22 protein-coding genes and 1 other RNA gene are annotated in these 25,854 nt (G+C 62.9%); 10 read left to right on the top strand and 13 right to left on the bottom strand.

What is annotated here, in order from left to right:
• Positions 1-40: 40 nt before the first annotated feature.
• Positions 41-3,412 (top strand): mechanosensitive channel MscK, encoded by a 3,372-nt coding sequence (mscK, locus tag F0A17_RS14600; protein ID WP_228716929.1) that lies wholly within the window; start codon positions 41-43, stop codon positions 3,410-3,412.
• Between the two features lie 7 nt (positions 3,413-3,419).
• On the opposite strand, the gene F0A17_RS14605 is transcribed toward mscK, so the two are convergent.
• Together F0A17_RS14605 and F0A17_RS14610 are read right to left on the bottom strand one after the other, a co-directional pair.
• Positions 3,420-4,184 (bottom strand): TlyA family RNA methyltransferase, encoded by a 765-nt coding sequence (locus tag F0A17_RS14605; protein WP_149329073.1) that lies wholly within the window; start codon positions 4,182-4,184, stop codon positions 3,420-3,422.
• A 55-nt stretch (positions 4,185-4,239) separates the two neighbouring features.
• Entirely contained in the window at positions 4,240-4,890 is a 651-nt protein-coding gene (locus F0A17_RS14610) for an IclR family transcriptional regulator (protein WP_149329074.1), read from the bottom strand.
• A 116-nt stretch (positions 4,891-5,006) separates the two neighbouring features.
• Between F0A17_RS14610 and F0A17_RS14615 the strand changes: the two genes are divergently transcribed.
• Genes F0A17_RS14615 through F0A17_RS14640 form a run of 6 tightly spaced genes read left to right on the top strand, consistent with a single transcriptional unit; the run spans position 5,007 to position 12,057 of the window.
• The gene (locus F0A17_RS14615; protein WP_149329075.1) at positions 5,007-6,191 is read left to right on the top strand and encodes a CaiB/BaiF CoA transferase family protein; all 1,185 of its coding nucleotides are present in this window, start codon (positions 5,007-5,009) and stop codon (positions 6,189-6,191) included.
• The gene (locus tag F0A17_RS14620) at positions 6,191-7,033 is read left to right on the top strand and encodes a citryl-CoA lyase (RefSeq protein WP_149329076.1); all 843 of its coding nucleotides are present in this window, start codon (positions 6,191-6,193) and stop codon (positions 7,031-7,033) included. Before F0A17_RS14615 ends, F0A17_RS14620 begins: the two co-directional genes overlap by 1 nt.
• 36 nt (positions 7,034-7,069) lie before the next feature.
• Positions 7,070-8,074 carry a TAXI family TRAP transporter solute-binding subunit gene (locus F0A17_RS14625; protein WP_149329077.1) on the top strand — a complete coding sequence of 335 codons (1,005 nt, stop codon included), beginning with the start codon at positions 7,070-7,072 and terminating at the stop codon, positions 8,072-8,074.
• A gap of 27 nt (positions 8,075-8,101) precedes the next feature.
• Positions 8,102-10,027 (top strand): TRAP transporter permease, encoded by a 1,926-nt coding sequence (locus F0A17_RS14630; RefSeq protein WP_149329078.1) that lies wholly within the window; start codon positions 8,102-8,104, stop codon positions 10,025-10,027.
• A complete protein-coding gene (locus F0A17_RS14635) occupies positions 10,024-10,971 on the top strand; it encodes an SMP-30/gluconolactonase/LRE family protein (RefSeq protein WP_149329079.1) in 948 nt (315 codons plus the stop codon). The genes F0A17_RS14630 and F0A17_RS14635 overlap by 4 nt, the downstream gene beginning before the upstream one ends.
• 48 nt (positions 10,972-11,019) lie before the next feature.
• A complete protein-coding gene (locus F0A17_RS14640; protein ID WP_149329080.1) occupies positions 11,020-12,057 on the top strand; it encodes an AbrB family transcriptional regulator in 1,038 nt (345 codons plus the stop codon).
• Positions 12,058-12,061: 4 nt separating this feature from the next.
• On the opposite strand, the gene F0A17_RS14645 is transcribed toward F0A17_RS14640, so the two are convergent.
• Together F0A17_RS14645 and F0A17_RS14650 are read right to left on the bottom strand one after the other, a co-directional pair.
• On the bottom strand, positions 12,062-14,095 hold the full coding sequence (locus tag F0A17_RS14645) for a transporter permease (RefSeq protein ID WP_149329244.1): 2,034 nt from the start codon (positions 14,093-14,095) through the stop codon (positions 12,062-12,064).
• 61 nt (positions 14,096-14,156) lie between these two features.
• Positions 14,157-15,380 (bottom strand): ATP-grasp domain-containing protein, encoded by a 1,224-nt coding sequence (locus F0A17_RS14650; protein ID WP_149329081.1) that lies wholly within the window; start codon positions 15,378-15,380, stop codon positions 14,157-14,159.
• Between the two features lie 218 nt (positions 15,381-15,598).
• On the opposite strand from F0A17_RS14650, the gene ffs reads away from it, so the two are divergent.
• Together ffs and F0A17_RS14660 are read left to right on the top strand one after the other, a co-directional pair.
• An RNA gene (ffs, locus tag F0A17_RS14655) (signal recognition particle sRNA small type) lies at positions 15,599-15,695 on the top strand.
• Between the two features lie 200 nt (positions 15,696-15,895).
• Positions 15,896-16,198, top strand: a complete 303-nt coding sequence (locus F0A17_RS14660) for a hypothetical protein (protein WP_149329082.1) — start codon at positions 15,896-15,898, stop codon at positions 16,196-16,198.
• A gap of 99 nt (positions 16,199-16,297) precedes the next feature.
• Here F0A17_RS14660 and F0A17_RS14665 read toward each other — a convergent pair whose 3' ends face one another.
• From F0A17_RS14665 to F0A17_RS14705, 9 genes are all read right to left on the bottom strand, one after another.
• Positions 16,298-17,077: an amino acid ABC transporter ATP-binding protein gene (locus F0A17_RS14665; RefSeq protein ID WP_323849418.1), complete on the bottom strand. Its 780-nt coding sequence runs from the start codon at positions 17,075-17,077 to the stop codon at positions 16,298-16,300.
• 12 nt (positions 17,078-17,089) lie between these two features.
• A complete protein-coding gene (locus F0A17_RS14670; protein WP_149329083.1) occupies positions 17,090-17,743 on the bottom strand; it encodes an amino acid ABC transporter permease in 654 nt (217 codons plus the stop codon).
• A 36-nt stretch (positions 17,744-17,779) separates the two neighbouring features.
• Positions 17,780-18,436, bottom strand: a complete 657-nt coding sequence (locus F0A17_RS14675) for an amino acid ABC transporter permease (RefSeq protein WP_149329084.1) — start codon at positions 18,434-18,436, stop codon at positions 17,780-17,782.
• A 202-nt stretch (positions 18,437-18,638) separates the two neighbouring features.
• The gene (locus F0A17_RS14680) at positions 18,639-19,499 is read right to left on the bottom strand and encodes a transporter substrate-binding domain-containing protein (RefSeq protein ID WP_228716916.1); all 861 of its coding nucleotides are present in this window, start codon (positions 19,497-19,499) and stop codon (positions 18,639-18,641) included.
• A 121-nt stretch (positions 19,500-19,620) separates the two neighbouring features.
• Entirely contained in the window at positions 19,621-20,811 is a 1,191-nt protein-coding gene (locus tag F0A17_RS14685) for an acetyl-CoA C-acyltransferase (protein WP_149329085.1), read from the bottom strand.
• Positions 20,808-22,091, bottom strand: a complete 1,284-nt coding sequence (locus tag F0A17_RS14690) for an ArgE/DapE family deacylase (RefSeq protein ID WP_149329086.1) — start codon at positions 22,089-22,091, stop codon at positions 20,808-20,810. Before F0A17_RS14690 ends, F0A17_RS14685 begins: the two co-directional genes overlap by 4 nt.
• Positions 22,091-22,744, bottom strand: coding sequence for a 3-oxoacid CoA-transferase subunit B (locus F0A17_RS14695; RefSeq protein ID WP_149329087.1), 654 nt, complete (start codon positions 22,742-22,744; stop codon positions 22,091-22,093). Before F0A17_RS14695 ends, F0A17_RS14690 begins: the two co-directional genes overlap by 1 nt.
• Complete coding sequence (locus F0A17_RS14700) at positions 22,734-23,435, bottom strand: CoA transferase subunit A (protein ID WP_149329088.1); 702 nt, start codon at positions 23,433-23,435, stop codon at positions 22,734-22,736. Before F0A17_RS14700 ends, F0A17_RS14695 begins: the two co-directional genes overlap by 11 nt.
• 24 nt (positions 23,436-23,459) lie before the next feature.
• On the bottom strand, positions 23,460-24,809 hold the full coding sequence (locus F0A17_RS14705) for an aminotransferase family protein (RefSeq protein ID WP_149329089.1): 1,350 nt from the start codon (positions 24,807-24,809) through the stop codon (positions 23,460-23,462).
• Between the two features lie 111 nt (positions 24,810-24,920).
• Here F0A17_RS14705 and F0A17_RS14710 point away from each other — a divergent pair, with 111 nt between their 5' ends.
• The gene (locus tag F0A17_RS14710) at positions 24,921-25,841 is read left to right on the top strand and encodes a LysR family transcriptional regulator (protein WP_149329090.1); all 921 of its coding nucleotides are present in this window, start codon (positions 24,921-24,923) and stop codon (positions 25,839-25,841) included.
• The last annotated feature ends 13 nt before the right edge of the window (positions 25,842-25,854 follow it).

Here is a 25,854-nt window from a genome sequence, read left to right on the forward strand (position 1 = left end):
CGGCCCTTCGATGGGGCTCGTCGGCTGGTGCTTTCTGCTGATGCTGCAGTGCCTGACCGGTATGACGGCCATGGCCGATGAGTTGCCCGAGCGCGATGCGGTCGAGGCGCGTCTGGCCGAGCTACGCCCCGAAGAAGGGCAAAGCGTCGGCGACGCGGAGCAGCGCGATATCGAGGCCCTCGAGGCGGCCCTGGCGGCGCTGGAGCAGTTAGCCAGCGTCGAGGAGCGATTCGAGGCGCTGGAACAGCGGTTGGAGGCGGCGCCCGGTGAGCTGCTGCGCCTCGAGCGAGAGTTGCTTCAAGAGGAGGAGGCCGCACTGGAACGCTCGGCCTCCGACCTGGACGGCGTGCCGCTGGACGAGCTGGAGTTTCGGCAGCAGGAAGCGGTGTACGAACTGCAGCAGCTGCAGGATCGCCTGGCCGATGTCAACGCTCAGTTGCTTTCCGCCCAGACCTTGCCGGAGCGGGCACAACAGGCGATCTCCGACGCCATGCAGGCCGCCGAGCGCACGCGCCGGTCGTTGGATGCGCTGGAGAGCCAGGGAGCCAGCGAGGGGTCGCCACGGCTGTTGCAACTGCGCGTCGAGCGCCGCCTGGCCGAGCGCACCCTGCGTTTGCACCAGCGCGAGTTGGGCAGTAACACCCGGCTGCGCGAGCTGGCCCAGCAGCGCCGCGATCTGCTGACTCAGCAGATCGCGCGCCAGGAGGCCGAGTTGACGCTGCTACAGAGCGTGATCGACCGTCAGCGCCGTATCGCCTCGGAGCAGGCGATCGCCGATGCTGCCCGGGACGATCCTCTGCTCGAGGCCGGCCATCCGGTGCTGGAGCGTGCCCAGCAGATCAATCGCGATCTGAGCCTCGAACTGCTGCAAGCCAATGACCGCCACAACGGGCTGGTCCGCGAAAGCCTGGCGACCCGCAGCCAACTGGATCACGTGCGCCAACTGCAGCGCAGTTTGAACGAGCAGATCGAGGCGATTCGGGGCAGCCTGCTCCTGTCGCGCATACTGCGCGAGCAGCGCCGTTCATTGCCACAGGTCGACGCTCGCAGCAGCCTGCAGGACGAGATCGCCGACTTGCGCCTGCGCCAGTTCGACCTGGTGAGGCAGCGCGACGCTCTGCGCCAGAGCGAACGGCTGGCCAGCCAGCGGCTCGAGGAGGCGGGGATCGAAGTCAGCGGGGCGCTGGTGGAGTCGCTGCAGGGCCTTTATCAATCGCGGCGACAGTTGGTCGATCAGCTCGAGCAGACTTACGGCGGCCTGCTGAGTGCCGCTATCGAGCTGCAACTCAACCAGCAACAATTGCTGGAAACATCGCTCGAACTGCGCACCACCATCGACGAGCAGCTGTTCTGGATCGCCAATACCCGGCCGCTGGACCTGGCCTGGTTCCGCCATCTTCCCAACAATCTGTCCACTGAGTGGCAGCAGGGCGAATGGCGCGAGGTACTGCCGGCACATTGGCGCAAGCCAGGGAGCGAGGCATTCGCCGGGTTGCCTTTCGTGCTGGCTGCCTTGATGCTGCTGGGCCTGCGTCGTCGCATCCAGCGGCGGCTGGCCGTCCTGCACGATCAGATCGGCCGGCTGCGTAGCGATTCCCAAGCGCATACGCCCCAGGCCGTGGCACTCAATGCGTTGCTGGCGCTGCCGGGCCCGCTGACCCTGGCCGGTCTTGGCTCGGTGCTGGTCTCCGCCGGCCAAGGTATCGCTACCGGGCTCGGCCAGGCCTTCTGGCACCTGGCCCTGGCCTGGGCCTTCATCGCCTGGTCGCGGCGGTTGCTGGTGCGCGATGGCGTGGCAACGAAACACTTCTACTGGCCGGCAGGCTACGTCGCACGGCTGCGCTGGCTGTTGGGCTGGCTGGGAGTCGCGCTGATACCGGTGCTGTTCATCGCCATCCTGGCCCGCGACGGCGAGATCAGTCTGACCCAGCGGCCGCTGGCGCTGGGGCTGCTGATGGCGGGTCTGCTGTTCATGAGCGTGCTGCTGGCACGCCTGATTCTTGCGCACACGCCCTTCTTCGGCGTCAAACTTTTTCGTCTGGTGCTGGGACTGATCATGGCAGCGGTACCGCTGGCGCTGGTGGGCCTGATCGTGTCCGGCTACGAGTACACCGCGTTGAGCCTGATCGGTCGCTTCGTGATCACGCTCTATCTTCTGGCGATGTGGATCCTGGTTGAAGCCAGCCTGGTGCGTGGCCTGGCGGTGGCGGCCAGGCGGTTGGCCTTCAAGCGCGCGCTGACGCGTCGCCGCGCCCAGGCGCAGGAGGGCGCCGAGGGTGCCATCGAGGTGATCGAAGAGCCGCCACTGGACATGGAGCAGATCAACCAGCAGTCGCTGCGTCTCTCCAAGCTCATCTTGTTGATCGGCTTCGCCGTACTGCTCTACCTGGTATGGTCGGACCTGCTCACCGTACTCGGCTACCTCGATGACGTCGCCATATGGGAGGCCAGCGACGGGGTGGGCGCGGAGCTCGTGACCAGCGCGCTGTCGGTGGCGGATATCTTCACGGCACTGTTGATCTTCGTTCTTACGATGGTGATGGCACGCAACCTGCCCGGACTTCTGGAGGTGATGGTACTGTCGCGGCTGGAGTTGAAGCAGGGCAGTGCCTATGCCATCTCCTCGCTGCTTTCCTACACCATCATCGGTACCGGGCTGGTCGTCTCGCTGGCCACCCTGGGCGTGGCCTGGAGCCAGCTGCAGTGGCTGGTGGCGGCGCTGGGCGTGGGGCTTGGCTTCGGTCTGCAGGAAATCTTCGCCAACTTCGTCTCGGGCCTGATCATTCTGTTCGAGCGACCGGTGCGTATCGGCGACACCATCACCCTGGGTAATCTCACCGGTACGGTAAGCCGCATCCGCATCCGTGCCACCACCGTGACCGACTTCGATCGCAAGGAAATCATCATCCCCAACAAGACCTTCGTCACGGACCAACTGATCAACTGGTCGCTGTCGGATACCATCACCCGGGTGGTGCTCACCTTCGGTGTCGCCTACGGCTCGGATCAGCGCCTGGTACACCGGCTGCTGCGCCAGGTCGCCGAGGAGAATCCGCGTGTGCTGGGCGATCCGGAGCCGCAGGTGTTCTTCATGAACTACGGCGAGAGCACGCTCACCTTCGAGCTACGCGTGTTCGTCAACTCGCTGGGTGATCGTCTCTTCGCTACCGACGAGATCAACTGCCGAGTGGGTGAGCTGTTCCACGAGCACGGTATCGACATCGCCTTCAATCAGCTCGACGTCTGGCTGCACCGCGCTGGCGACGAGACGACGAAGAAGGTGCAGACGGTGACGCCGGCGGATGGCTGCGGGGAACAGTTTCCTCCTCCCGGCGCTGCGGGCGATCCCGGCGAGATCGAGATCGGCAGTAGCAGCGACGGAGATGGCGGCGGCGGGGGTGACGGCCGCTGAGCGGCCGCTATCCCTTCACTGCATAGAGCAGGAACTCGCGGTTGCCGTCGCCGCCCTGCAGCGGGCTTTCCTGCCAGTGCATCACGCGCAGATCGGATGCTTCGCAGACATCGCGAACGTTCACTTCGACCTCGGCATAGAGGGACGAGTCGATCACGATGCCGCGCGCATTGACACCGCCCGGACCCACCTCGAACTGCGGCTTGACCAGGCTCAGCAGCGCGCCATGCGAGGGCAGCAGAGCGGCCAGCTGTGGCAGGATCAATGTCTGCGAGATGAACGAGACGTCCATCACTGCCACGTCGGGACCCGTGGCGCCGCGGGCTGCCAGCGCCTCGTGCAGGCGCGGCTCGTCGGTCATGGCCCTGGCGTTGACCCCCTCCAGGCAGGTGACGCGAGGGTCGCCGCGCAGTTCTGAATCGAGCTGTCCGTGGCCCACCTCCACGCCGATCACATAGCTGGCGCCGAAGGCCAGCGCGCAATCGGTAAAGCCGCCGGTGGACTGACCCACGTCGAGCACCAGTTTCCCTTTCAGGTCGAGCCCCAGCGTTTCGATCAACGCTTCCAGCTTCAGGCCCGCCCGCGAAACATAGCGCTCCTCGGGGTCTTCGGCGACGACCAGATGCACGTCTTCCGACAGTTTCTCCCCCGGTTTTCCCAGCACACGCCCGGTCTCTGCCAGGCTGACCCGGCCATGGCGAATCAGCCGCTGGGCGCGGGTACGCGAGCGGGCCAGGCCCTGGGCGACGAGCAGTTGATCGAGACGGGGCATGGGTATCCTTTGGGCACTTTAACGAGAGGCATGATACCGCAGGCAAGGTGTGTCCCTAACCCAACTGCCGCTCCAACTGCGCGGCAAGTTCTTTCAATACTTCCCCGTATTGTTGGCATGCTGCTTCACGGAAGCGGTCGATCAGCCCCGAGACGGCCAAGGCGCCATACAGCTTGCCACGGGAATCGATGATTGGAACGGCGACGGCGGCCAGACTGGGCTCGCGGTCTCCGAAGGAGCGAAAGATCTCCCCACGCTGGGGAGGCTCTTGAGCGAGTGCGCGTCCAGCGGCGCCTTGGCCGAGAGCCAGCCGAGCTCCTTCTTCCAAGTGATGGCGAACCTCATGGCGGCCATTCTCGCGGTACAAACATATTCGTTCGTCACCGTCGCGGATATAGAAGGAAGCTGTTTCACGAGTCAGGTCCCGCACTTGTTCCAGCACTGGCCGGATCAGGGCTTCCAGATCGATGCTGGCCCGCCCGAGGTTCGCCAGTCGCAACAGAGCGGGGCCCAGGCGATAGATGCCGTCCCGGTCGCGCCGTACATAAGCGAACCGCTCCAGCGAGCCCATGAGCCGCAGGATGGTGCTCTTGTAATAACCCGTTTCCTGGGCCAGTTCGGCCAGGCTCCAGGCCTCCTTGCCGGGGTGAAAGACGTTGAGCAGGGTCAAGGCACGTTCCACGGATTCCACGCGTTGCTCGGCCATGTCGCTTGTCTCCTCCTGATGAGACTTTAGTTTACCGTCTGGCAGAACGCGTTGCAAAGAGCAGAACTCCACTTTATATTCCTTCTAGCGAAACGCATTCTGTTAGGAGGAACTCAATGTCCATGCCACTCTCCGGCGTTCGTGTGCTCGATCTGACCAATGTGCTGGCGGGCCCCTTTTGTTGTCATCAGTTGGCACATCTGGGAGCCGAGGTGATCAAGGTGGAACGCCCCCAGGGGGGGGATCTGGCGAGACAGCTCGGTGCCGATGCCGAGCTCAATCGTGAGCTGATGGGAGTGTCCTTCCTGGCGCAGAATGCGGGAAAACGTTCCGTGACGCTGGATCTCAAGCAGGATGAAGGGCGAGAGCAGTTCCTTGCCCTGGTCGCCAGTGCCGACGTGCTGGTCGAAAATTTTCGCCCCGGTGTCATGAGGCGCCTGGGGCTGGATTACGAGAACCTCAAGCGGATCAATGAGCGGTTGATCTACTGCGCTATCTCGGGTTTCGGCCAAGATGGTCCTCTAGCCAATTATCCTGCCTACGACCAGATCATCCAGGGGATGGCTGGGGTAATGAGCATCACGGGTGCGCCTGAGCATGCTCCCTACCGGGTTGGTTACCCCCTGGCGGACACCATCGGCGGCTTGACGGCGGCCATGGCGATCAATGCCGCCCTAGCCGAGACGCACCGCCAGGCACATTTCATCGACGTTTCGATGCTCGAGTCGGTGCTGTCGACCATGGGATGGGCTGTTTCCAATCTGCTGATTGCTGGCCGCCCCCCCGCCCCGTTGGGCAATGACAACGTGACCGCGAGCCCCTCCGGCACCTTCCGTACGGCCGATGGCTTGCTGAACATTGCTGCCAACAAGCAGGAGCAGTTCGAAGCGCTGTGTCGCGTGTTGGGCCACGAGGAGTGGATCCGCGATTCACGCTTCGCCGAGCGGCAGGCACGTCTCGAGCATCGTCGAGCCTTATCCGAGTTGATCGAGTCGGCCTTGGCTTTCGATACCACCGAACATTGGTGGAAGTCATTGGTGGCCGTGGGGGTGCCGGCTGGGCCGGTGTTTACCGTGGCCGAAGCCCTCAAGCACCCCCAAGTGCGAGACCGGGGTCTTGTCGAGTGTTTCGACGATAGCGGTATCGATCGTCCCTTGGAGGTTGTCAGCGGTGGCTACCGCATCGATGGCAAGGCTCCGCGTGTTTCGACCCCGCCACCCCGACTGGGAGCTGATAACGCCGCTTTGTTAGTGCAAACCTCGGCGGCTCCCGCGCATGCCAGAGAAATGGGAGACAAGTAATGCCTGATACTCGAGCGTTCAATGCCCAGGCCGCCGACTGGTGGCAGACCGAGATCATCGACATGCGTCCAGGGGAGATCCGCTACCGTGGCTATCCCATCGAAGAGCTCATTGGCCGTATCGGCTTTGCCGATATGGTATGGCTGATGATCCGGGGAGAGCTGCCCTCGGCAGCCCAATCAGCGCTGTTCGAGGCGGCTTTGGTGAGCGCGGTGGATCACGGTCCGCAGGCACCCAGCATTGCTATCGCTCGCATGGCCATGACCTGCGGTAGCAGTCTCAACAACGCCCTGGCATCAGCCGTCAACGTGCTTGATGACATTCATGGAGGGGCTGGTGAACAGGTCGTGGAACTCTTTCAGTCGATATCCACCAGCATGGAGGCGGGCAGTGGGGTGGAGGAAGCCACGCGGCAAGGGTTGGCCGATTGGCGGGAATTACACGGCAAGATCGTGCCGGGCTTCGGTCATCGCTTCCATCCGATCGACCCACGGGCGCCGCGCCTGTTGGCGCTGGTAGAGGCCGCGGCTGAGCGTGGCGAGGTGAACGGCCGTCATGCACGTATCGCTCGTGAGGTCGAACGCCAGCTACAGGCGGACAAGGGTAAGCCGATCCCACTGAACATCGACGGTGCGACGGCCGTGATATACGCCGAGCTTGACTTCCCCGCGCCGCTTGCCCGGGGGCTGTTCTGCCTTTCCCGTAGCGTGGGTATTCTCGCTCACGCCTGGGAACAGCAGTGCCAGGGCGGGCGCAACAAGGGGCCGATGCCCAAGGGCTGGCTTTGGGACTACCGAGGGCACCCGCCACGCAGTATCTCGACCGTCACCGAGTCGCGATAACACAACGACAAACACGTCACCCAAGGAGAGCGCATCATGCAGACCAATTCTTTCACGCGAATGCTCGCCACCGGCCTCGCTATTACCGGACTGTCCGTGGCAACCGTCCAGGCCGACAACCTGGTAATCAGTGCGGTATCCCAGACCTCGGACGACTATGCCCTTGCGGTGGCCTGGTCCAGTCTGCTGGCACGTGAGAATGCTGAGCACAAATTGACCGTAGTGGATAACGGCACCGTGCGTGGCCTGCGTATGCTGGCCTCCGGCCGGGTCGATATCTCGGTCATCGGCGCTCCTCACTATTTGGATGCTGTCAAAGGCAGCGGTAATTTCGCTGAGGATCCCGATCAGCTTCGAGAGGCCTACGGTGACCTGCAGGCACTCTTCGCGATCAGTACGAGTGCCGGCCAATACGTGGTACGTGACGATAGCGGGATCGAGTCCTTCGGAGATCTGGCCGATAAGAGTATCGCAATCGGACGCCCGGGCGGCAATGCCGGTCGCGTCAGCAGCGCCTTCCTCGAGGCCTACGGTTTGACTCCTGGCGAGGATATCGATACTCAATTCATCGATTATGGCGACGCCTTCACCCAGATGAGCAACAACCGTCTCGACGGCACCTTCGTCTGGGGAGGGCTGCCGCAGGCGGCGATCGATAATGCCTCCCGCACGATGAATCTGCGCTTCATCTCTCCGGAGGAGGATAGCTTGGAGGCGTTCCGCGATCACATGACCGCGGGAGAGCACTATCTGCTGAAGCGTGTCTCGACCGAGGAGATCGAGAACGCTTACCAAGGCCGGATCCAGGCCAATGGCGACATTCACTTTTGGTCATTCCCGTTCATGTTCGCTGTCCGCTCCGATATGGATGAAAACACGGCCTATGAGTTGACTCGCTGGCTGTGGGACAACCTCGATGCTGTCAAGCAGACCAGTAGCGCCCTGTCGCTGCTGCGCCAGGACGAAGCGGTGAAGGGGCTGACCACGGAATTGCACCCCGGCGCCGAGCGTTATTTCCGTGAAATCGGATTGCTGGAGTAACGGCCTCGATTGGTCTCGGAGATTCGTATGTCGCCCTCTATCATCAACCCACCGACCTGGAATCCGAGCCCCGCTATGCGGGGTCTTGGACTCATGGCCTGTGCCGCACTGACACTGTTTGTCCTGTGGACCACCGTGGCGGTGCGTTATCCCTCCCAAATCATGTATGGCGCCAGCTTGATGCTGGGTTTGATTGCCACCTTCGCCCTCAAGCCTGGTCCCCTGGCACATCGGTACCCGGTCATCGATCAGGGAATTTCCTGGCTACTGATCGCCCTGACTCTCGCCACCAGTGGCTACTACCTCAAGGAATACGTCAATATCGCCGCCTTCCGTGAGGGCCTGCCCAATTCCCAGGATAGGGTGACCTACGTCATCGGTACCCTACTGGTACTCGAAGGGGCTCGGCGTGTGGAAGGCTGGGCGCTGGTGGCAATCAGCGGCGGGGCGATTGCTTACTTGCTATTCGGGCACTGGCTGCCGGGTGCCCTGGGGCATCGCGGCCTCTTTCTCGACGAGGTATTCGAGGTCAGCTACAGCTACCAAGGTATTTATGGTATCGCGCTGGGTGCGGTGGTCGACGTGGTGCTGATGTTCGTTATTCTGGGAGCGGCATTGCGTCATTCGGGGGCGGGAGACTTTTTCAACTTCCTCTCCCTGCGCCTGGCCAACGGACGACGTTCCGGTGCTGCCCAGGCGGCGATTCTGGGGTCGGCCATGTTCGGCTCGGTCAATGGGTCGGCGCCGGCCAATGTCATGTCCACCGGCGTGCTGACCATTCCGATGATGAAGCGGGCCGGCTACCAGGGCCGTTTCGCTGGCGCCGTTGAGGCCGTGGCCTCCTGCTCGGGGCAGTTGCTGCCACCTATCATGGGAGTCGGCGCCTTCATCATGGCCGAGATCACCGGCATTCCTTATCCCAGCATTCTGCTGGCGGCGATCGTGCCGGCTTTCCTGTATCTGTTGGCTCTCTCGGCTGCCGTGGCTTTCGAAGCAGGGCGCCTGGGGCTCGCCCCCGAGGAAACCGGTGAGGAGCCCTTCGACAGGCAACGTCTCTCCCAGGGAGGGGTGTTGTTGTCGGGATTCGTAACCTTGATCGGCCTGCTACTGCTCGGCTATTCACCGACCTGGTGTGGAATGAGTGCTGCCGTCGTTGTAATGATCGTTGCCATGATGCTTCCAGCGACACGGTTGACGTTGTCCGGTATGCGGGATGTGCTGGTCGATGGGGGACGTGATGGTCTGGCCGTACTGGTATCGTGTGCGGCGATCGGCATCGTTATCGGTGCGGTCAGCGTGACCGGGCTGGGCGTGACGCTGAACCAAGCCATCGTCGGATTCGGTCAGGGCAACCTGGTGCTGGCACTGGTTCTTGCGGCCTTCTGTTCGATACTGCTGGGGATGGGGCTACCGACGGCGGCATCCTACCTGATGGTGATCTTCGTGGCCGGGCCTGCCATCCTCGAGTTGGGCGTCGGTCTGCTGCAGACTCACCTGTTCGTCTTCTATTACGCCGTGCTATCGGCCATTACACCCCCCGTGGCCTTAGCGGTATTTGCGGCCGCGGCCATTACCGGTGAGCGAACCCTGGGAATAGCGCTCAGTGCGCTGCGCTTGTCGGTCGTGGCGTTTCTACTGCCATTCGCTTGGGTGTTCCATCCTGAGATCAATCTGCAAGATCTCTCGTTCGGTGCCTTGCCCGGGGTGGTGGCGGCGGTGCTGCCGATGATCGTCGCCACGGTCGGTATCAGTGCTGCCAATGTCGGGTTTTGTTGTCGTCGACTCAAGGTCGCCGAGCGCCTGATCATCGCGATTGCCGGTGTAGTGGCTCTCACCCAAGGGGTGCTGATCTCGGCGGTCGCCTGCGTGGCGATCATCGGGCTGATGTTCAATGCACGGCGTACCTCGGCTCCCGGTTCACTCACGGCAAAAGCCAAAGGGAGAATGTCATGAGTCTGTATTTGCCGCCCGAGACGCGCTGGTGCGAAGTCTTCAGTGAAGTGCCCGAATCACTGCGTCTGCATGAAGCACGCTCCGGGTGGATCGATGCCAATAAGCCTGGACAGTCGGTGCCGAGCTTTCTCGAGGGTCCTGTCTTCGACTCCGCGCATAACCTTTACCTCACCGATATCCCGCATGGCCGGATCTTGCGCGTGACGCCAAGCGGTGAATGGTCGATGGTCAGTCGCTATGACGGCTGGCCCAACGGCATGAAGTTCGGCCCCGATGGCCGGTTGTGGATCGCCGAATATCGCCACGGCATCCTGGCCCTTGACCCGGCCGGCGGCCAGCCCGAGCCCGTCATCACTCATGTGGGCAGTGAAAGCTTCAAAGGGGTCAACGACCTGTTCTTCGATAGTCGCGGAAGGCTTTACTTCACCGACCAGGGGCAGACAGGACTACAGGATCCTACCGGCCGCGTCTATCGCGCCGATATCGAGACAGGGCGGCTGGAGTGTCTATTGAGCAATGGTATCAGCCCCAATGGCCTGGTCTGCGATCTCGAGGAGACGGCGCTGTTCGTTGCCATGACCCGGGGCAACGGGGTATGGCGACTGCCGCTCAAGGACGATGGTCCCGCAGGCAAGGTCGGAATGTTCGTCCAGCTCGCGGGCGGCATATCCGGTGCCGATGGGCTGGCGCTCGATGAGGCGGGTAATCTCTATGTCTGCGATGCCGGCAATGGCTGTGTGTGGGTCTTCGACCGATATGGGGAGCCGCTCTGGAGGCTGCGAACACCGACGCAAGGGCGAACAGTGACCAATCTCGCCTTCGGCGGAAAAAATCGCAAGACGTTGTTCATGACGGAGTCGGCGACTGGCACCGTGCTGAACGTCGAGATGGAGGTGGCAGGTAAGCCATTGCGTTTCGGGTTGGACGATCCTTTCGAGTCTTGAGCTGTGGCACAATGCGTTCATTAGCCAGTTAACGAAAGGAGGCAGGACGTGCAGAGGAACACGGCGCGGGCGTTGGGCGTGTCATTGGCAATCGGCGCCGTAGGTGGGTTCGTGTTCCAACTCATCGGCCTGCCGCTGGCCTGGATGCTGGGGCCATTGACGGCCAACCTGATGGTGTCCGCCCGGGGTGTCGATGTGCACATTCCCGAGCGGCTGCGTGAGGTCTTTCTCGGTGTGCTAGGCCTGGTGCTGGGCAGCCAGGTGACGCCGCAACTGGCCGAGCGGGTACTGGACTGGCCGGTTTCCGCCGTGCTGCTGCTGCTCGGCGTGGCGGTTTCCACCGCAGCGGCGGCGGCCTGGTACCGCCGTTGCGGCTTCGATTCGGTAAGCGCGTGGTTTGCCTCGGCACCGGGGGCCATGACGGCGATGATCCTGATGGGGGAGCAGGGCGGTGGAGATCCACGGCGCATCGCCATTGCCCAGTCGCTGCGAATCATTCTGGTCGTCATGATCCTGCCACCCTTGTTTTGGGCCTACGAGGGTGGTACGGCAGTATCAGCGGGGACGGCGGAGAATGGCTTCGAAGCCGCCTGGATGCTGCTGGTCCTGCCGCTGCTGTTCCCTTTGGGGCGCTGGCTGCGCTTGCCCAACCACACCCTGCTTGCCCCGCTGCTTTTCGCCGGCCTGCTCTCCGGCTTCGGCATGGCCAGTTTCAGCTTGCCGGACGGGGGCATGAACGTGATGCTCTGGGTACTTGGCTGCGCTATCGGGTCGCGTTTCCGTGGGCTGTCCTCGGCACGCCTGGGGCGCTATTTGTTCGAGGCTTTCATTGCCACCTTGTTGGCATTGACGGTGCTGGCCGGCTTCGCCGAGCTGATTCATCGACTGGTGGGGGTACCGCGCGATGTGGCGCTGCTGGCGCTGGCGCCAGGTGGCATCGGCGAGATGGCCATCCTGGCCGTGGCGCTGGAGCTCGATCCGGTCTTCGTGGCCTTTCATCACCTGCTGCGCATGGTGGCACTGATGCTGTTCGCCCCGCTATGGGCGCGCTGGTTGCTACGCCAGGGTAAGCGGGGCGAAGGGTAGTGGCTCAGTCGTGCCTGGGCCCTGCCCCGGCATCGGCCTGAAGGTCGGACGCAGGCACTCGATCGGCGCCCCAACTGCGATAGAGATAGGCGGTGACCCGGTCGATCTCTTCCTGAGTGATCTGAGTCAGTTCGCCGCGCTCGAGCGGATCGTAGTGAAAGATGTAGAGGCGTGAGGCGAATTGCTCGAAGGGCAGCGAAGCTTCACCGAAGCGCTCGCCGTGCCCTGCGGTACTCACCTTGATGCCGTCGCCCCAATCCTGGCCACTGTCATTGTTGGGGTTGAAGAAATAGATCCGCATGACGTCCGTTGGATCCAGCGACACCCGCAGCACCGTAATCGCATGCCAACCAATGAAGCGGGCCGCACTGTCCGTCACGGCGATACCGGCCGGTTGGGGGTGGATCAACGGTTGATTGCCGTTGTAGTAGGGATGGTAGCTGGCATAGAAGTGACGCAGGAAGGTATCGACCTCATGCAACATGCCGGTGGCCACGTCGACGTTGATGCGAAAGCCTCGGCCCGACCACCAGCCGTGAAACTCGGGATTGACCCAACGATGCGGATCACCCTCACGGTCGGCGCAGCGACGTCCCATCTCGGCGTAGATCCTGTCCAGGTGGGGAACCACGATCAGCGAGACCGGGTCGAGATCCATGGGCAGGCTGTGGGCCACTCCGCCCAGGCTTTCCATCGAGGAGATGGCCTGCCCTTCGAAGTGCATGATGATCTCATCGTCGCGGGCCGCCCAGGCGACCATCTGCAATAGATAGTCGGGATCGTTGTAGGCCCACATGGAGAGGGCGCGCGCCGACTGGCAGGTCGGATTGTTGCCCTGGCCAACACCCAGCGGCTGGCCGAGCATGCACAGCACTCCTTCCAGCAGCCGCGCCCGGGGGGAGACCGTCTCGCCGAAGGCGAGGTTGAGACGCGCCTGCGACCATTCCGAGAGCGACAGGCCCAACTGACGCCACATGGCCGGTGCCACCGGAGGCTGGTAGAGGATGCCGCGCTCTAGCATCAATGCCAGACCGTAGACGGCCTGAGGCGTGGCCGGGTGTACGGCGCTGCGGATCAGGGCATGGACCAGCTCGCGGTAGCACAGCAGGCAATCGCGTCCGGTCGAGGAGAGGCCCAGGGCTTCGGTCAGTAGATGGTCGCTATGGTCGAGCAAGTGGCGTAGCAGTACCGGGTGGTAGGCCGAGACCAGGCCGGTGTCGTGCATGGCGCGGGCGAAACCGGTGGCCTCGCTCTGTAGGGCGGCGTTGTCCATGCTGGAGAGCCGTTCGCGATAAACCTCCAGCCCCGGGTCTTCGCGGCACGCCTGGGTGGGACCGAACAACGAACTGACCAGGCGATCGGCACCCTGGCCGCTGACGCCCAGGTCGATCTCGGGGTTGGCCTGGCAGATGGCGATCTGGGTGATCATCTGCTTGACGGTATCTACCTGGATGGGACGCTGCTGCAGGATTCGCCAGATCTCCTCGATCAGCTTGTCGATGATGTGTTCGTAGCCGATACGCTCTGCCAGATGATGGAACAGGTGGCGGGGAATCTGCGCCAACCGGCCCTGAGTCTCTCGTTCAGCCTCGCTGGGGGCGCCGAACAGCAGCCAGAGATTGAGCGCCATTGCCTGCGTCAGGTAATGATGGGCCTGCTCGGTCGAGATCAATGGATGCACGTAGTCGCCCTTGGCCACTGCCAACAGACGCAGCTCGCTCAGCGCCTCGATCACTACGGTGTTGGCGTCAGGACTCTTGAGCGAATGGGTGGTCAGGGAGGGCAGGAGGTACTGCGGCGTCTCCCAGTCCGATCCCTGAAAGACGCCGGCATCCTCCAGTGCCCTGGCGCGTGTCTCCAGTGCCGCCGCGCCTCCCGGCTGGAGCAGCACGCGGCGAGCGGTGTCCAGCACGCGGGGCAGCTTTGCCGGCTTGGCGAAGTCACGCGACTCGCCCAGCAGGGTAGCCGCTTCATCGAGCTTCGCCAGCAGGCCGGGAAGTTTGTCATCGCCTGCCGGATTCTGGCTGGCGTCTTGCATTTGCCCGTTGGTGGTCACGCCGGCTCCTTTGGATCAGGCTGTCATGACCATGACGCCTTGCTCAGACATAGAAATCAAGCGCTTCCTGATGCTTGAGCAGGTCTCTCAGTCGATGGGGATCCTCGCCCTTGAAATAGATCAACCCCCAGTGAGTGCCGAAGGCGGTGCGCTTGGTGACCGTTTCCTCCAGCGGTGGTGTCAGTTCGTGCGACTCGAAGTAGGGATCGTCCTCGACCTCTTCGGGAATCTCCAGGCGACTGACCACCCGGCGCCGCGGGTAGACCCCGAAGCAGCCTGCATAGCACTTGGCGTCCTCGACTTCCCTGGGGAAGAAGGACTTGACCTCTTCGGGAGTGCTCTTGGGGTCGAAGACCAGCATGCTGGCCTGGTAGGCATTGAAGCCATAGACCCGTTCGAGCAATTCGAAGACCTTGAAGCCTGGCGGGCGATAGGCGACTTCGCCGAAATACATCTCGCCGTCGCTAGTGACGAAGTACTCGGGATGGATTAACCCGAAATCAATATCGAACGCCTTGATCAGCTTCTCGATCTGGATGGTGATCTGCGGGCGATACTGCTCCAGCTCGGGTGAGGCCGGCACGAAGACCGAATAGCCCAGCGTGACGTACTCGGAAATGTTCAGGAAGGCGATCTTACCGTCATGGATCCATGCCTCGACGGCGAATTCCCAACCGTCCAGGTGCGATTCCATCAGCACGGGGAACTCTTCGTCGGGGATGGTATCGACCTCGTCGGGAGTGCGAATTACCCGATGGCCCAGGCAGCCGGCCTTGTCGAAGGCCTTGAGATGGATGGGATCGTTGGGATCGCCGTCGAGCTTGAGCAGGGTCTGGTTGACGCGCTTGAGAAAACGGATGACGTCCGCCTTGTCATGGGCCTCCTCGAAGATGCCGACGCGTATGCCGCCGAGCTGAGCACGCCGCTTCATTAGCGCCTTGTCGCGCAGCAGCAGCGATTGGCCGTAGAGGCGCGGCTTGTCGAGCAACAGCGAGTTGATGGCACCGGCCCACTCTACCGTCTCCTCGAACAAGGGGATCGCCACGTTCACACCCATCTCCTTCAGGGTCTCGGCGATCTCCAGCGAGCGGTCGTTCAGGCGTTCGAAGTTCCAGGCGATATAGGGGATGTCATGCTTTTGGCAGTATTCCTCGGCCCATTCCGGCGCTACCACTACATAGCGTCGGTCGAAATTCTCGGCGGCTTCGATGGCGTTCAGGCTCCAGCCGAGCAGTGCGATGTAACCCTTGTCGGGATTCTTGTCCATGGGCGCCTCCTGAATGGCGGGATCTTCCTCTGCGACCGAAACTCTCCCCCTTCAAGCTAGTCGATTCCTCGCTACCTCACAGGGCAAAGGATGTCTCGATGTCTGCTCTTGCTGCTCCCCGGCGCCGCTGGTATAGTGCTCGCGCACTCGGCAACCCCTTGATGCAACGCCGAGTTCGATGCCGCGGATGTCAGGCAGGCATCGTGTCGTGGTGGCCCCGTCGGTCCTCCCGCAACGCCAAACCGCAAACCCCGCCAGGCCCGGAAGGGAGCAACGGTAGCGGTGGCCGCGTGTGCCGGGATGTGGCTGTCGGGGCCGCCTCCATTTGGGGTGCCCTTCCAGCGCTTCCTCATGGTTTTTTCAAGCTTTTCGTCATATTCGACAGGCGGTACGTTCTTTGCCGATTGGTGCGCTCCGGTTGGCGACGAGTTTTTACGTCTAACGTCTTATTCGACCTTGGTATAATGCCGTCTCGCTGATATCATGCAATGCAGCAAATATCATGAGAGGATGCCATGCAGATCGACACGCCGAACGATGCCATTCAGCGCAGCTTGCGCCAGTGCCTGTCGGATGCCGCTTTCCTGCTCTATCAGCAAGGTCATGTGCTGGAAACCATCACCATACCTTTCCGCGGGCTCGACAGCCGCGCCCTGCGTCAGCTGCGCGAAGCGTCACAGGAGTGGCGCGCTTGCCAGCGGGTACTGGAGAGCAGCGAGGCCGCCGTCTACAACGAGCAGGGGCGTTTCGTGTTGACCCCGATGGCGCGCGAGCTGCTGTTTGATATGTTTGGCGAAGGGGCAGCGGATTGCGCCTGAGCCAGCCGACACATGCCCGACATTAGCGGGGAGGCCAACGGCCTTCCCGCAGCATTTTCGTCACCTTAGGCAATGCGGTATCTGACCGCATCCTGAGGCCTATCCCGGGTTCCCCAAATGCTTGCGAAGAAAGTGGCAAGTGCGTTCCTGGTCCGGATGAGAGAAGAGATGGTCAGGGGTGTTTTCCTCGATCACCACGCCACCATCCATGAACATGGCCCAGTCGGAGACATCGCGTGCGAAAGCCATTTCGTGAGTGACAATGAGCATGGTCATGTGCTCTTCGGCGAGGTGCTTCATGACCTGGTTCACTTCTTCCACCAGCTCGGGGTCCAGGGCCGAGGTCGCTTCGTCGAAGAGCATGACCTTGGGGCGCATGGCCAGGGCGCGGGCGATGGCGACGCGCTGTTTCTGCCCGCCCGATAAGGAACTGGGATAGACCGAAGCCTTGTCCGCCAGCCCCACGCGCTCCAGGAGCTCCATGCCCAGCTCCCGAGCGCTTCTGGCATCCACTCCCTTCAGTTTTCTCGGTGCCAGCGTCACGTTTTCCAGCGTCGAGAGATGAGGAAACAGGTTGAAATGCTGGAATACCATGCCCATGTTCTGGCGTATATGGTTGATATGCCGTTCGAAGGCGAGACCCTTCAGATCCGGTCGATTGACCTGGACACCATCCAGCAGGATGCTGCCCTCGTCGATCATTTCCAGGTTATTGATCGATCGTAGCAGTGTGCTTTTTCCCGATCCTGACGGGCCGATGATGGAGATGATCTTGCCGCGGTCGATCTTGAGATCGATACCCTTGAGGACTTCAAGGTCACCGAATCGTTTCTTGACTCCCTTGAGCTCCACCATGGGAGTGTCTGTCGCTTGTGTCATGTGAAGTCCTCGTTAGCGGCGAGCGGCGGCACGACGCTCTATCCATGATTGGCCAGTTTCCATGAGTAGGTTGATCAAGTAGTAGATGACGGCGATCGTGATATAGAACTCGAAGGGGCGAAACGTCACGCTGATGGCATACTGCGAAAGATAGACGAGCTCGGCGATACCGATGGCGGAGAGCACCGAAATATCCTTGACCATGATGATCATGTTGTTGCCAAGCTGGGGGATGGCGCGATGAAAGGCCTGAGGAAGAATGATATAGAAGAGAGTGGCGAGGTGGCCAAAGCCTAACGATCGCGAAGCTTCATATTGTCCGCTCGAGACCGATTTGATAGTGGCGATGAAGATATCGGCATTGTATGCCATGTAGTGGAAACCCAGGCCGAGAACGCCGACCGCGATGGCCGGTATCAGTATCCATTGCCCAAGGCCGAAGTACAGAAAGTAGAGCTGGAGAAGCAGCGGCGTGGTCATGAATAGCCAGATCAGGAAACGCAGCGGCCAGTTCACGACCTTCCTCGTGTAGAGGGATATTACGGCGACAATCTGGCCGCCGATGATCGACATGAGGGCGACCACCAGGCCAATCAGTAGCGTGGCGCCTACGCCCTTGAGCAAGGTTGGAAAATAGGTGATGACGGGGCTGAAATCGAATTCCATGCTGACTTACTCTGGTTGTATTATTGTCTGGTGGCACTATAGATAGGTGTATCGCGTGGCGCGACGATAGAGGAACTCAACGATGCCCATCACTGCATAGAGAATGACGATGTACATCAGGGCGCTCAGGGCAAAGACCTCCAGGGGCTTGTAAGTGGAGCCGATCAGGCGCTGAGCCTGGTAGGTCAGTTCAACCACCGAGATGATGGAAACCAGCGAAGAGTTCTTGACCAGGATGATGGCAAGCACGCCGATGGAGCGAATCATCAAGCCGGCCGATTGAGGCAGGATGATGTGCCGTAGCGTGGCGAAGCGGCCAAATCCCAACGATCGCGAGGCCTCGCTCTGTCCGCTGTCGACCGATTCGATGGCGCCCCGGATGGCCTCGCTCATGTAGGCGCCGATATTGAAAGCGCCGACCACCACGCCGCAGGTGAAAGGGTCCAGGCGCAGGCCGATCGCGGGCCCGCCATAGAAGACCAGCAGCAGCTGGACGAAATAGGGGGTGCCGCGAACGACGCTGATATAGGATCGCGCAAGCCAGCGAACGGGGAGGATTCGCGCGGTTCGCAGCGCCACTAGCGCGGAAGCGATGAAGAAGCCGAAGAACAGGGCACGAGCCGATATCTCAATGGTGACCCATGCCGCCTTTGCCAACAACGGCGTTATCTCGATCATCAGATTGATGTCCATGAGCCCCTTCACTCTGTTGTTGCGATTAAAATGGGAAGCACTGAGGAAATTGCCGAGCGAGATGAAGCGCAAAAGGCTCGAAGCACGGAAATCGGTGCATAGGTGATATCGGTAGGAATCCGAGCGCCGCGCAACGCGGCGCTGCGCTCGTGTAGTGTTTTCCCGGACCAGCAGGGCTTGCGCCCTGCTGGTCCGGGATTGACTAATCCAACTCGACCCCTTCGCCGATCCACTTGGCGACGATCTCCTGGTAAGTGCCATCTTCCTTGATCTCGGCAAGTGCCGTATTGAGGGCTTCCTTCAGCTCCGGCGTGTTCTTCTGCACGGCAATGGCGGCAGGCCAACTGGGCAACTCACCAACATCGATCTGTTTGATGGCGAGATCCTGTTCATTGAGTGCCACATAGACGGGAACATCGTCGGCTATCATCACATCGATGCGTCCGGTGGTCAGTGCATTCAGCATGTCAGGCAAACCCTGGAAGGTCTGGTTGCGCCATTTCCCTTCGCCATTCTCCGTGGCCCATTGATTTCCTGTCTCACCGAGGGTGGAGCCCACCCGCTTGCCGGCAAAATCGTCGATACTGGCGACATCCGTTGTACTTTCCTGGACCCACACGGAAAGTCCCGAGCGGTAGTAACTGTCGGTGAAATCGACGGCCCGCTCGCGCTCCTCCGTCACGCTCATGCTGCAGATGCAGGCATCGAAGCGACCGCCGGCCAGGGCGGCGACGATGCCATTCCATGGGGAGGTCTGAATATTGGCCTCGACTTCCATTTTATCTGCCAGAGCGTTGGCGATATCGACATCGAAACCGACCAGGTTTCCCGAGGTATCGACATAGCTGAAGGGGGGATAGGCGCCCGAGTTGGCAACTTGAAAGACATCGTTCTGAATCTCGGGTAAATCTCTCGCCTGGGCTGAGAAACTCGTCAGGCTAATGGCGCTGAGTAGAGCCACGGCCCCGACGAGGGGGCGATGAAAGAGCTTTTTATGAATTGTCATGTTGATGCCTGCTCTATGTTGGTTTGTTTTGTTTCCATGGGCTTGCGATACGAGCATCGCGACATGCCTGTTGTTGCTTCAAGCTATCGAAGCGGATCCGGGCCTTGTTTGCCTTATCTTCTCCCTTTAGCTATTGCTAAATTCAAATGTTCGAGATTAGCAAGCATTCCCTGCGCCGTCACATGCGTTCAAGAATCACGGCAATTCCTTGGCCGCCGCCCATGCAGGCGGTGGCACAGCCGTAGCGGCCGCCACGCTCGGCAAGGATGCGCGAAAGCGTTCCAGCCAGGCGCACGCCGGTGGCCCCTAGCGGGTGACCCAGTGCCAGAGCGCCGCCCCAGACGTTGACCCTGGCGGGATCGAGCCCGAGCTGGCACATGGCGTGAAGCGGCACGGCGGCGAACGCCTCGTTGATCTCCCAGGCGTCGATCTGCTCCGGGCGCAGGCCGGCCTGGGCCAGTGCCTGCTGGGCGGCCGCAGCGGCTCCGGCGCCCATGGATTCGGGGGCCACGCCCACGTCGGCGAATGCCACGATGCGCGCCAACGGCTTGGCACCATGGCGCTCTACAGCCGTTGCCGACATCAGCAGCGTGGCGGCGGCGCCCGAGGTCAGCGGCGAGCTGTTGCCGGCGGTGATCCGGCCACCTTCGAGAAATACCGGGTCGAGCCCGGCGAGCCGTGCCGCGCTGGTGTCGGGGCGAATATTGGCGTCGCGTGCAATCGTTTCACCGGCGGGGTTGGCCAGTGCCAGGCGTTCACCTTCGAAGTGGCCTTCGGCGTTGGCTCGGGCCGCGCGTTGGTGGGATTCAAGGGTGAATTTATCCAGCTCGTTACGCGCGATGCCGGCCGACTCCGCCAGGCGCTCGGCGGTGAGCCCCATGTTCAGCGCCAGGTCGAGTTCGAGCCAGGGAGCGTTCTGTAAGGTACTGGGGGTGGTCAGTACGCCTTCCTTGAACAGCGCGGGGCCCATCGGCACGCGGGTCATGTTCTCGAAGCCGCCCGCCATGGCCACTTCCACCGCGCCGGCCTGGATCTCGCGGGCGGCGCTGCGCAGGGCGGCCAGCCCCGAGCCGCACTGCTGGTCGATCTGGCGGCTGGCACACGCGCGGCCATGTGGTCCGAGCCGCTGTGACAGCCACAGCGGGTAGCGCCCGCCAAAGCTCCACTGATCCTTGACCGGCAGCGCACAGCCGACGCTGAGATCCTCCACCGCCTGTGGGTCGAGGCCGGTGCGCTCGAGTAGGGCGTCGATCACTTTGGCGAGCAGGGCGTCGCCACGGGTGTTGGCCCAGCCGTCCGTCTCCGGCTTGCGCGGGTGGGCGCGGGTAAAGGCGGTGCGGGCGTAGTCGACGAGATACGCTTCCTTCATGAAGGATCTCCTGCGGCTCTGGCCATCTCCGCCCAGCGGTGAATGAACAGCGCGTAGGTAGTCAGCACGTGACGGATCGAATCGATCTCGACGCACTCGTCGACGCCGTGGATGCGCTGGGCGACCGGCCCGTAGCAGGTGCCGTTGATCGCGCCGCTGACGTGGAAAGCGCGTAGGTCGGTGGTGCAGGTGGAGAGGTAGGTGGCCGGCGGCTCGCCGAGCAGATCCTGGTGGCAGCGCGAAAGCAGGGCGATGCCTGGCGCCTCGAGGTCGACCAGATGGCCTTCGGAGCGGAAGCCGTGGAATTCCACCCGGGGCGCGGGACTGCCGTCGGCAAGTTCGGCGTGGCGCGCCGCGATGCACCGCCGCACGCGATCCATTACCGCGTCGGACGTCATGCCCGGCGGGAAGCCCACGCGTCCCTCGAGGGTGGCATGGGCGGGCACGCTGGAGGCCCAGTTACCCCCCTCGATCTTGCCGATGCTGAGGTTGAAGGGGCTGTCGAGGGCGTCGTAGGGGGCCTGGCGCGGCAGGCCGTTGATCTCGGCCTCCAGCGCCTTGAAGGCGGGCAGATACTCGACCAGGGTCTCGATGGCGTTGCGCCCGGCACGGGTGTCGAGCACGTGGGCCGGCACGCCATCCAGGCGCATGCGGAACCACAGCACACCGACCTGGCCGGCATAGATCCGGGCGCCGAAGGGCTCGGGGATCAGCACGAAGTCGCCGCTGTAGCCCTGGTGCAGACAGGCCAGGGCGCCGTTGCCGGTGCACTCCTCCTCGATCACCGTCTGCAGGGTCAGCGGGAAGTCGATGGTGTCCCCGGCCTCGCGTACCGCCTGTACGGCCAGGGTCATGGCGGCGATCCCGGCCTTCATGTCGCCGGTCCCACGGCCATGGAGCCAGCCGTCCTTCTCCCAGGGCTCCCAGGGCGGGCGGGTCCACATGTCGTTGGGCTCGGCCGGCACCACGTCGAGGTGGCCGTTGAACACCAAGTGCGGCCCCGGGGCGTCGGCGTTGAGCCGGGCCACCAGGTTGTAGCGCCCCGTGGAGTCCCATTCGACGGGGGCTCGATGGGGGTGGTCGGCGAAGCCCGGGGAATCCAGCGGCACCCGGGTGACCGGCAGATCGAGGCGTTCGAACCAGCCTTCCATGGTTTTGAGTGCGTCGTGCTCCTCGCCCAGCACGCTATAGCCGCGCACCAGGTCGCGGGTCAGCGCCAGGGTGTCGTCCATCAGCGCTTCGCAGCGCGCGACGATGCGTTTCTCGATGGCGCTCAGCATCAGAACCTCCCCAGTCGACGCTCGTCGACGATCAGTTCGGCCTCGGTGGCCTCGCGCAGCTCGGCCACGCTCAATCCTTCGGCGATATCCACCACGGCGAGCCCTTGCGGTGTGACATCAAGCACTGCCTTGTCGGTGACGATGCGTGACACGCAGCGCTCGGCGGTGAGCGGCAGGCGGCAGCGCTTGAGTATCTTGGGATTGCCGTGTTTGTCGTTGTGCGAGCAGAGGATCACCAGGCGCCTGACCTTCTGCGCCAGCTCCATGGCGCCGCCGATGCCCGGCGAGAACTTGCCGGGGATCTTCCAGTTGGCCAGGTTGCCCAGCTCGTCGACCTCGAAGGCGCCCATGAAAGTGATGTCCACGCGGCTACGGCGGATCATGGCGAAGGACATGGCGCTGTCGAACACGCTGGCGCCGGGGCGTGTGGCGATGTAGGCGCCGCCGGAGTCGATCATGTCCCAGTCCGGCGCCTCGTCCGGATGGCGCGGGCGACAGCCCAGCACGCCGTTCTCGGAGTGCACCAGCACCTCCATCTCGTCGGGCAGGTAGTGGAACAGCTGAGTGGGCAGGCCGATGCCGAGGTTGACGATCTGCCCCGGGATCACCTCGCGGGCGGCGCGGGCGAGGATGCGTTGCTGATCAGCCGACATGGAGGCGCCTCCCTTGTTCGCTGGTGTCGCGAGCGACTTCCACTACCTGGCTGACGAAGGCGCAGGGGGTGTGGATCGCCTCGAGGCCCAGGCTGCCGGGCTCGTCGACCCGGTAGGCCTGGGCGATGACGATGTCGGCGGCCATGGCCATCAGCGGGTTGAAGTTGCTGGCGGTGGCACGGTAGATCAGGTTGCCGTAGCGGTCGGCGCGCTCGGCGTGGACCAGGGCAAAATCGGCGTAGAGTGCCGGCTCGATGCCCCAGGTGCGGCCATCCAGCTCGATTTCGCGGCGCTTGCCGGCGATCTCGGTGCCCTGGCCGATGTCGGTGATGAAGGCGTGATGGCCGGCGCCGGCGCTGCGGATCTTCTCGGCGAGAAGCCCCTGGGGGAACAGCTCCACCTCCAGCTCACCGCGGTTCATCGCCGCGATGGCATCGCGATTGAGGCCGATGTGCGAGGTGATCAAGCGGCGTACCCGGCCGGCCGCGATCAGCTTGCCGATGCCGATGCCCGGTTCGTTGGCGTCGTTCTTGATCAGGGTGAGGTCGCGCTGGCCCTGGGCCAGCAGCTCGTCGACCAGGGCGAAGGGCGTGCCCGGCGAGCCGAAGCCGCCGACCATGATCGAGGCGCCGTGCGGAATGGCGGCGATGGCCTCGTCGATGGCGCGATGTTTCCGATTGAGTAGCGTCATGAGGATGCCTTTTCCCTCTGGCGATCAGGGTGTCGCGGCCTTGGCGGTCGAGGCGGTCACCTCGCGGTCGAAGCGCAGCATGGTGCGTTCGAGCCGGACCAGTAGCTCGGCGATGTCGGCGGCGTCGATGGTCAGCGGCGGGGTGACCAGGAAGTGGTCGCCGGCTACGCCATTCAGCGTGCGCCGCGGATAGATCAGCAGTCCTTCCTCCCTGGCCAGCGACGTGATGCGGGCGAAGCGGTTCTGCTCGGCGGGGAAGGGCGCCTTGGTATCGGCATCGGCGACCAGCTCCACGCCCCATAGCAGCCCCAGGCCGCGCACGTCGCCGACCCAGGGAAAGCGGGCCTTGAGCGCCTGCAGTCCCTCCTTCAATTCGCGGCCGCGGGCCGCCACGTTGTCGAGCACGTGCTCGCGCTGCATGGCATCGACAACCGCCAGTCCGGTGGCGCAGGCCAGCGGGTTGCCGGCATAGGTATGGCCGTGTTGGAAACCGCCCGAGGCCATGATCGTCGCGACGATATCGGCACGCGATAGCACCGCCCCCACCGGGTAGTAACCGGCACCGAGTCCCTTGGCGGTGGCCAGCAGGTCGGGCGTAACGCCGTAGTGCTGGTAGGCGAACCAGGCGCCGGTACGGCCGACGCCGGTCAACACTTCGTCGAAGATCAACAGGCAGTCGAACTCGACGCACAGCGCACGCACGCCTTCCAGGTAGTGCCGGTCGAGCAGGCGCGCGCCGGTGCTGGCTCCGCCCACCGGCTCGAGCACGAAGGCGATGATCGTCTCGGGGCCGGCGGCCTCGATGGTGGCGCGGGTTTCCTCCAGCACCCGTGCCACGTGCCGGGCGTCGTTGGCTTCGCCATGACGATAGAAGTCGGGGCCAGGCACCTTGAGCGAAGCGGTGAAGATGTCGGTGAAGGGGGCTTCCAGCGGCCCGTAGCCGGTCACGCCCAGCGCCCCCAGGGTGCTGCCGTGGTAGGAGGGGCGCAGCGAGACGAAGCGCTGGCGCTGCGGTTCGCCCCGGGCGACGAAGTACTGGCGCGCCAGCTTGAGCGCCGACTCCACCGCCTCCGAGCCGCTGGAGACGAAGAACACCTTCTCCAACTGCCGGTGGGTGAGGGCGATCAGGGTCTCGGCCAGGGCGACCGCCGGGGCATTCTCGAACTGGGTGCGGTAGGTGAAGGCCACGCGGTCGAGCTGGGCGAGCATGGCGTCGCGGATGTCGTCGCGGCCGTGACCCAGGTTGCAGGCGATGGCGCCGGAGCAGCCATCCAGGTACTGCTTGCCGGTATCGTCCCACAGGTAGACGCCCTTGGCGTGGCTGACCTCGGGCAGGGCAGGCCCTGCTTGATAGAAGAGAGGGGATGGGTCCATTGGCTCGCTCGTTATCGTTATGCATCGGTGAACGGTTGTTCAGCAGTCTATGTAGCGAACGCCGAGTATTTCAATATATGATCTTTTTATTGAATTCGATGAGTTTTGCTCATGGCTGACGTCACCATTCATTCGCTCAAGGCGCTGGCGATCTTCAAGACCCTGTTCGAGGCGGGTACCGCCTCCCAGGCGGCGCGCACTCTGGGCATCACCCAGTCGGGGGTGAGCCGCTCGCTGGCTCAGCTCGAGGAGAATCTGGGGATACAGCTGTTCCTGCGCGAGAAAAACCGCCTGGTGGCGACGCCCGAGGCACGCGAGCTCTACGATGAGATCCTGCGCCTGATGGGCAATATCGAGGAGCTGCGCCACAGCGTGCTGGCGCTAAAGGAGTTCGGTACCTCGCGGCTGCGCATTGCCGCGATACCTGGACTGTCGTTCGGATTCGTGCCGCGGCTGGTGGCGGCGCTGTTGGAGTACAACCGGAATTTCAGCGTCAGCCTCGACATGATGTCGAGTCACGAGGTGCAGCTTGCGGTGGAGTCGAGTCACGCCGATATCGGCTTCGTCACCCTACCGATCACCTCGCGGGTGCTGCGGGTGGAGCCCTGGTTCACCACCGAGGCGGTGTGCCTGGTACCGCAGGGGCATGACCTGGCGGTGCGCGAGCGCATCGACGTGCAGGATCTGCGTGATCAGCATCTGGTCATCAGCAACCAACCGAGCCTCAGCACCAACCCACTGCTCGAGCTGGCCAGTCAGCACCGCGTACGGATCGCCGGCAAGACGGAGGCCAACATCGGTACCATCACTGCCCTGGTGGCCAGCCATGTGGGCATCACGGTGATGAACCCGATCACCGCCCAGGATCAGCTCGCTCCCCGAGACGGCGTGGTGATGCGCCCCTTCTCGCCGGCCATGGAGTTCAGCTTCGGGCTGGTCTATCGCGATGACTGGAAGGAGGTCAAGGCGCTCGGCTTTCTGCGCGAGGAGGGGCAGGCGCTGCTTTGCGACTACCGTGGCGGCGTCGGCTGACATGGCTTTGCGC

This window comes from Billgrantia pellis (assembly GCF_008297955.1).
Lineage (GTDB): Bacteria > Pseudomonadota > Gammaproteobacteria > Pseudomonadales > Halomonadaceae > Halomonas > Halomonas pellis.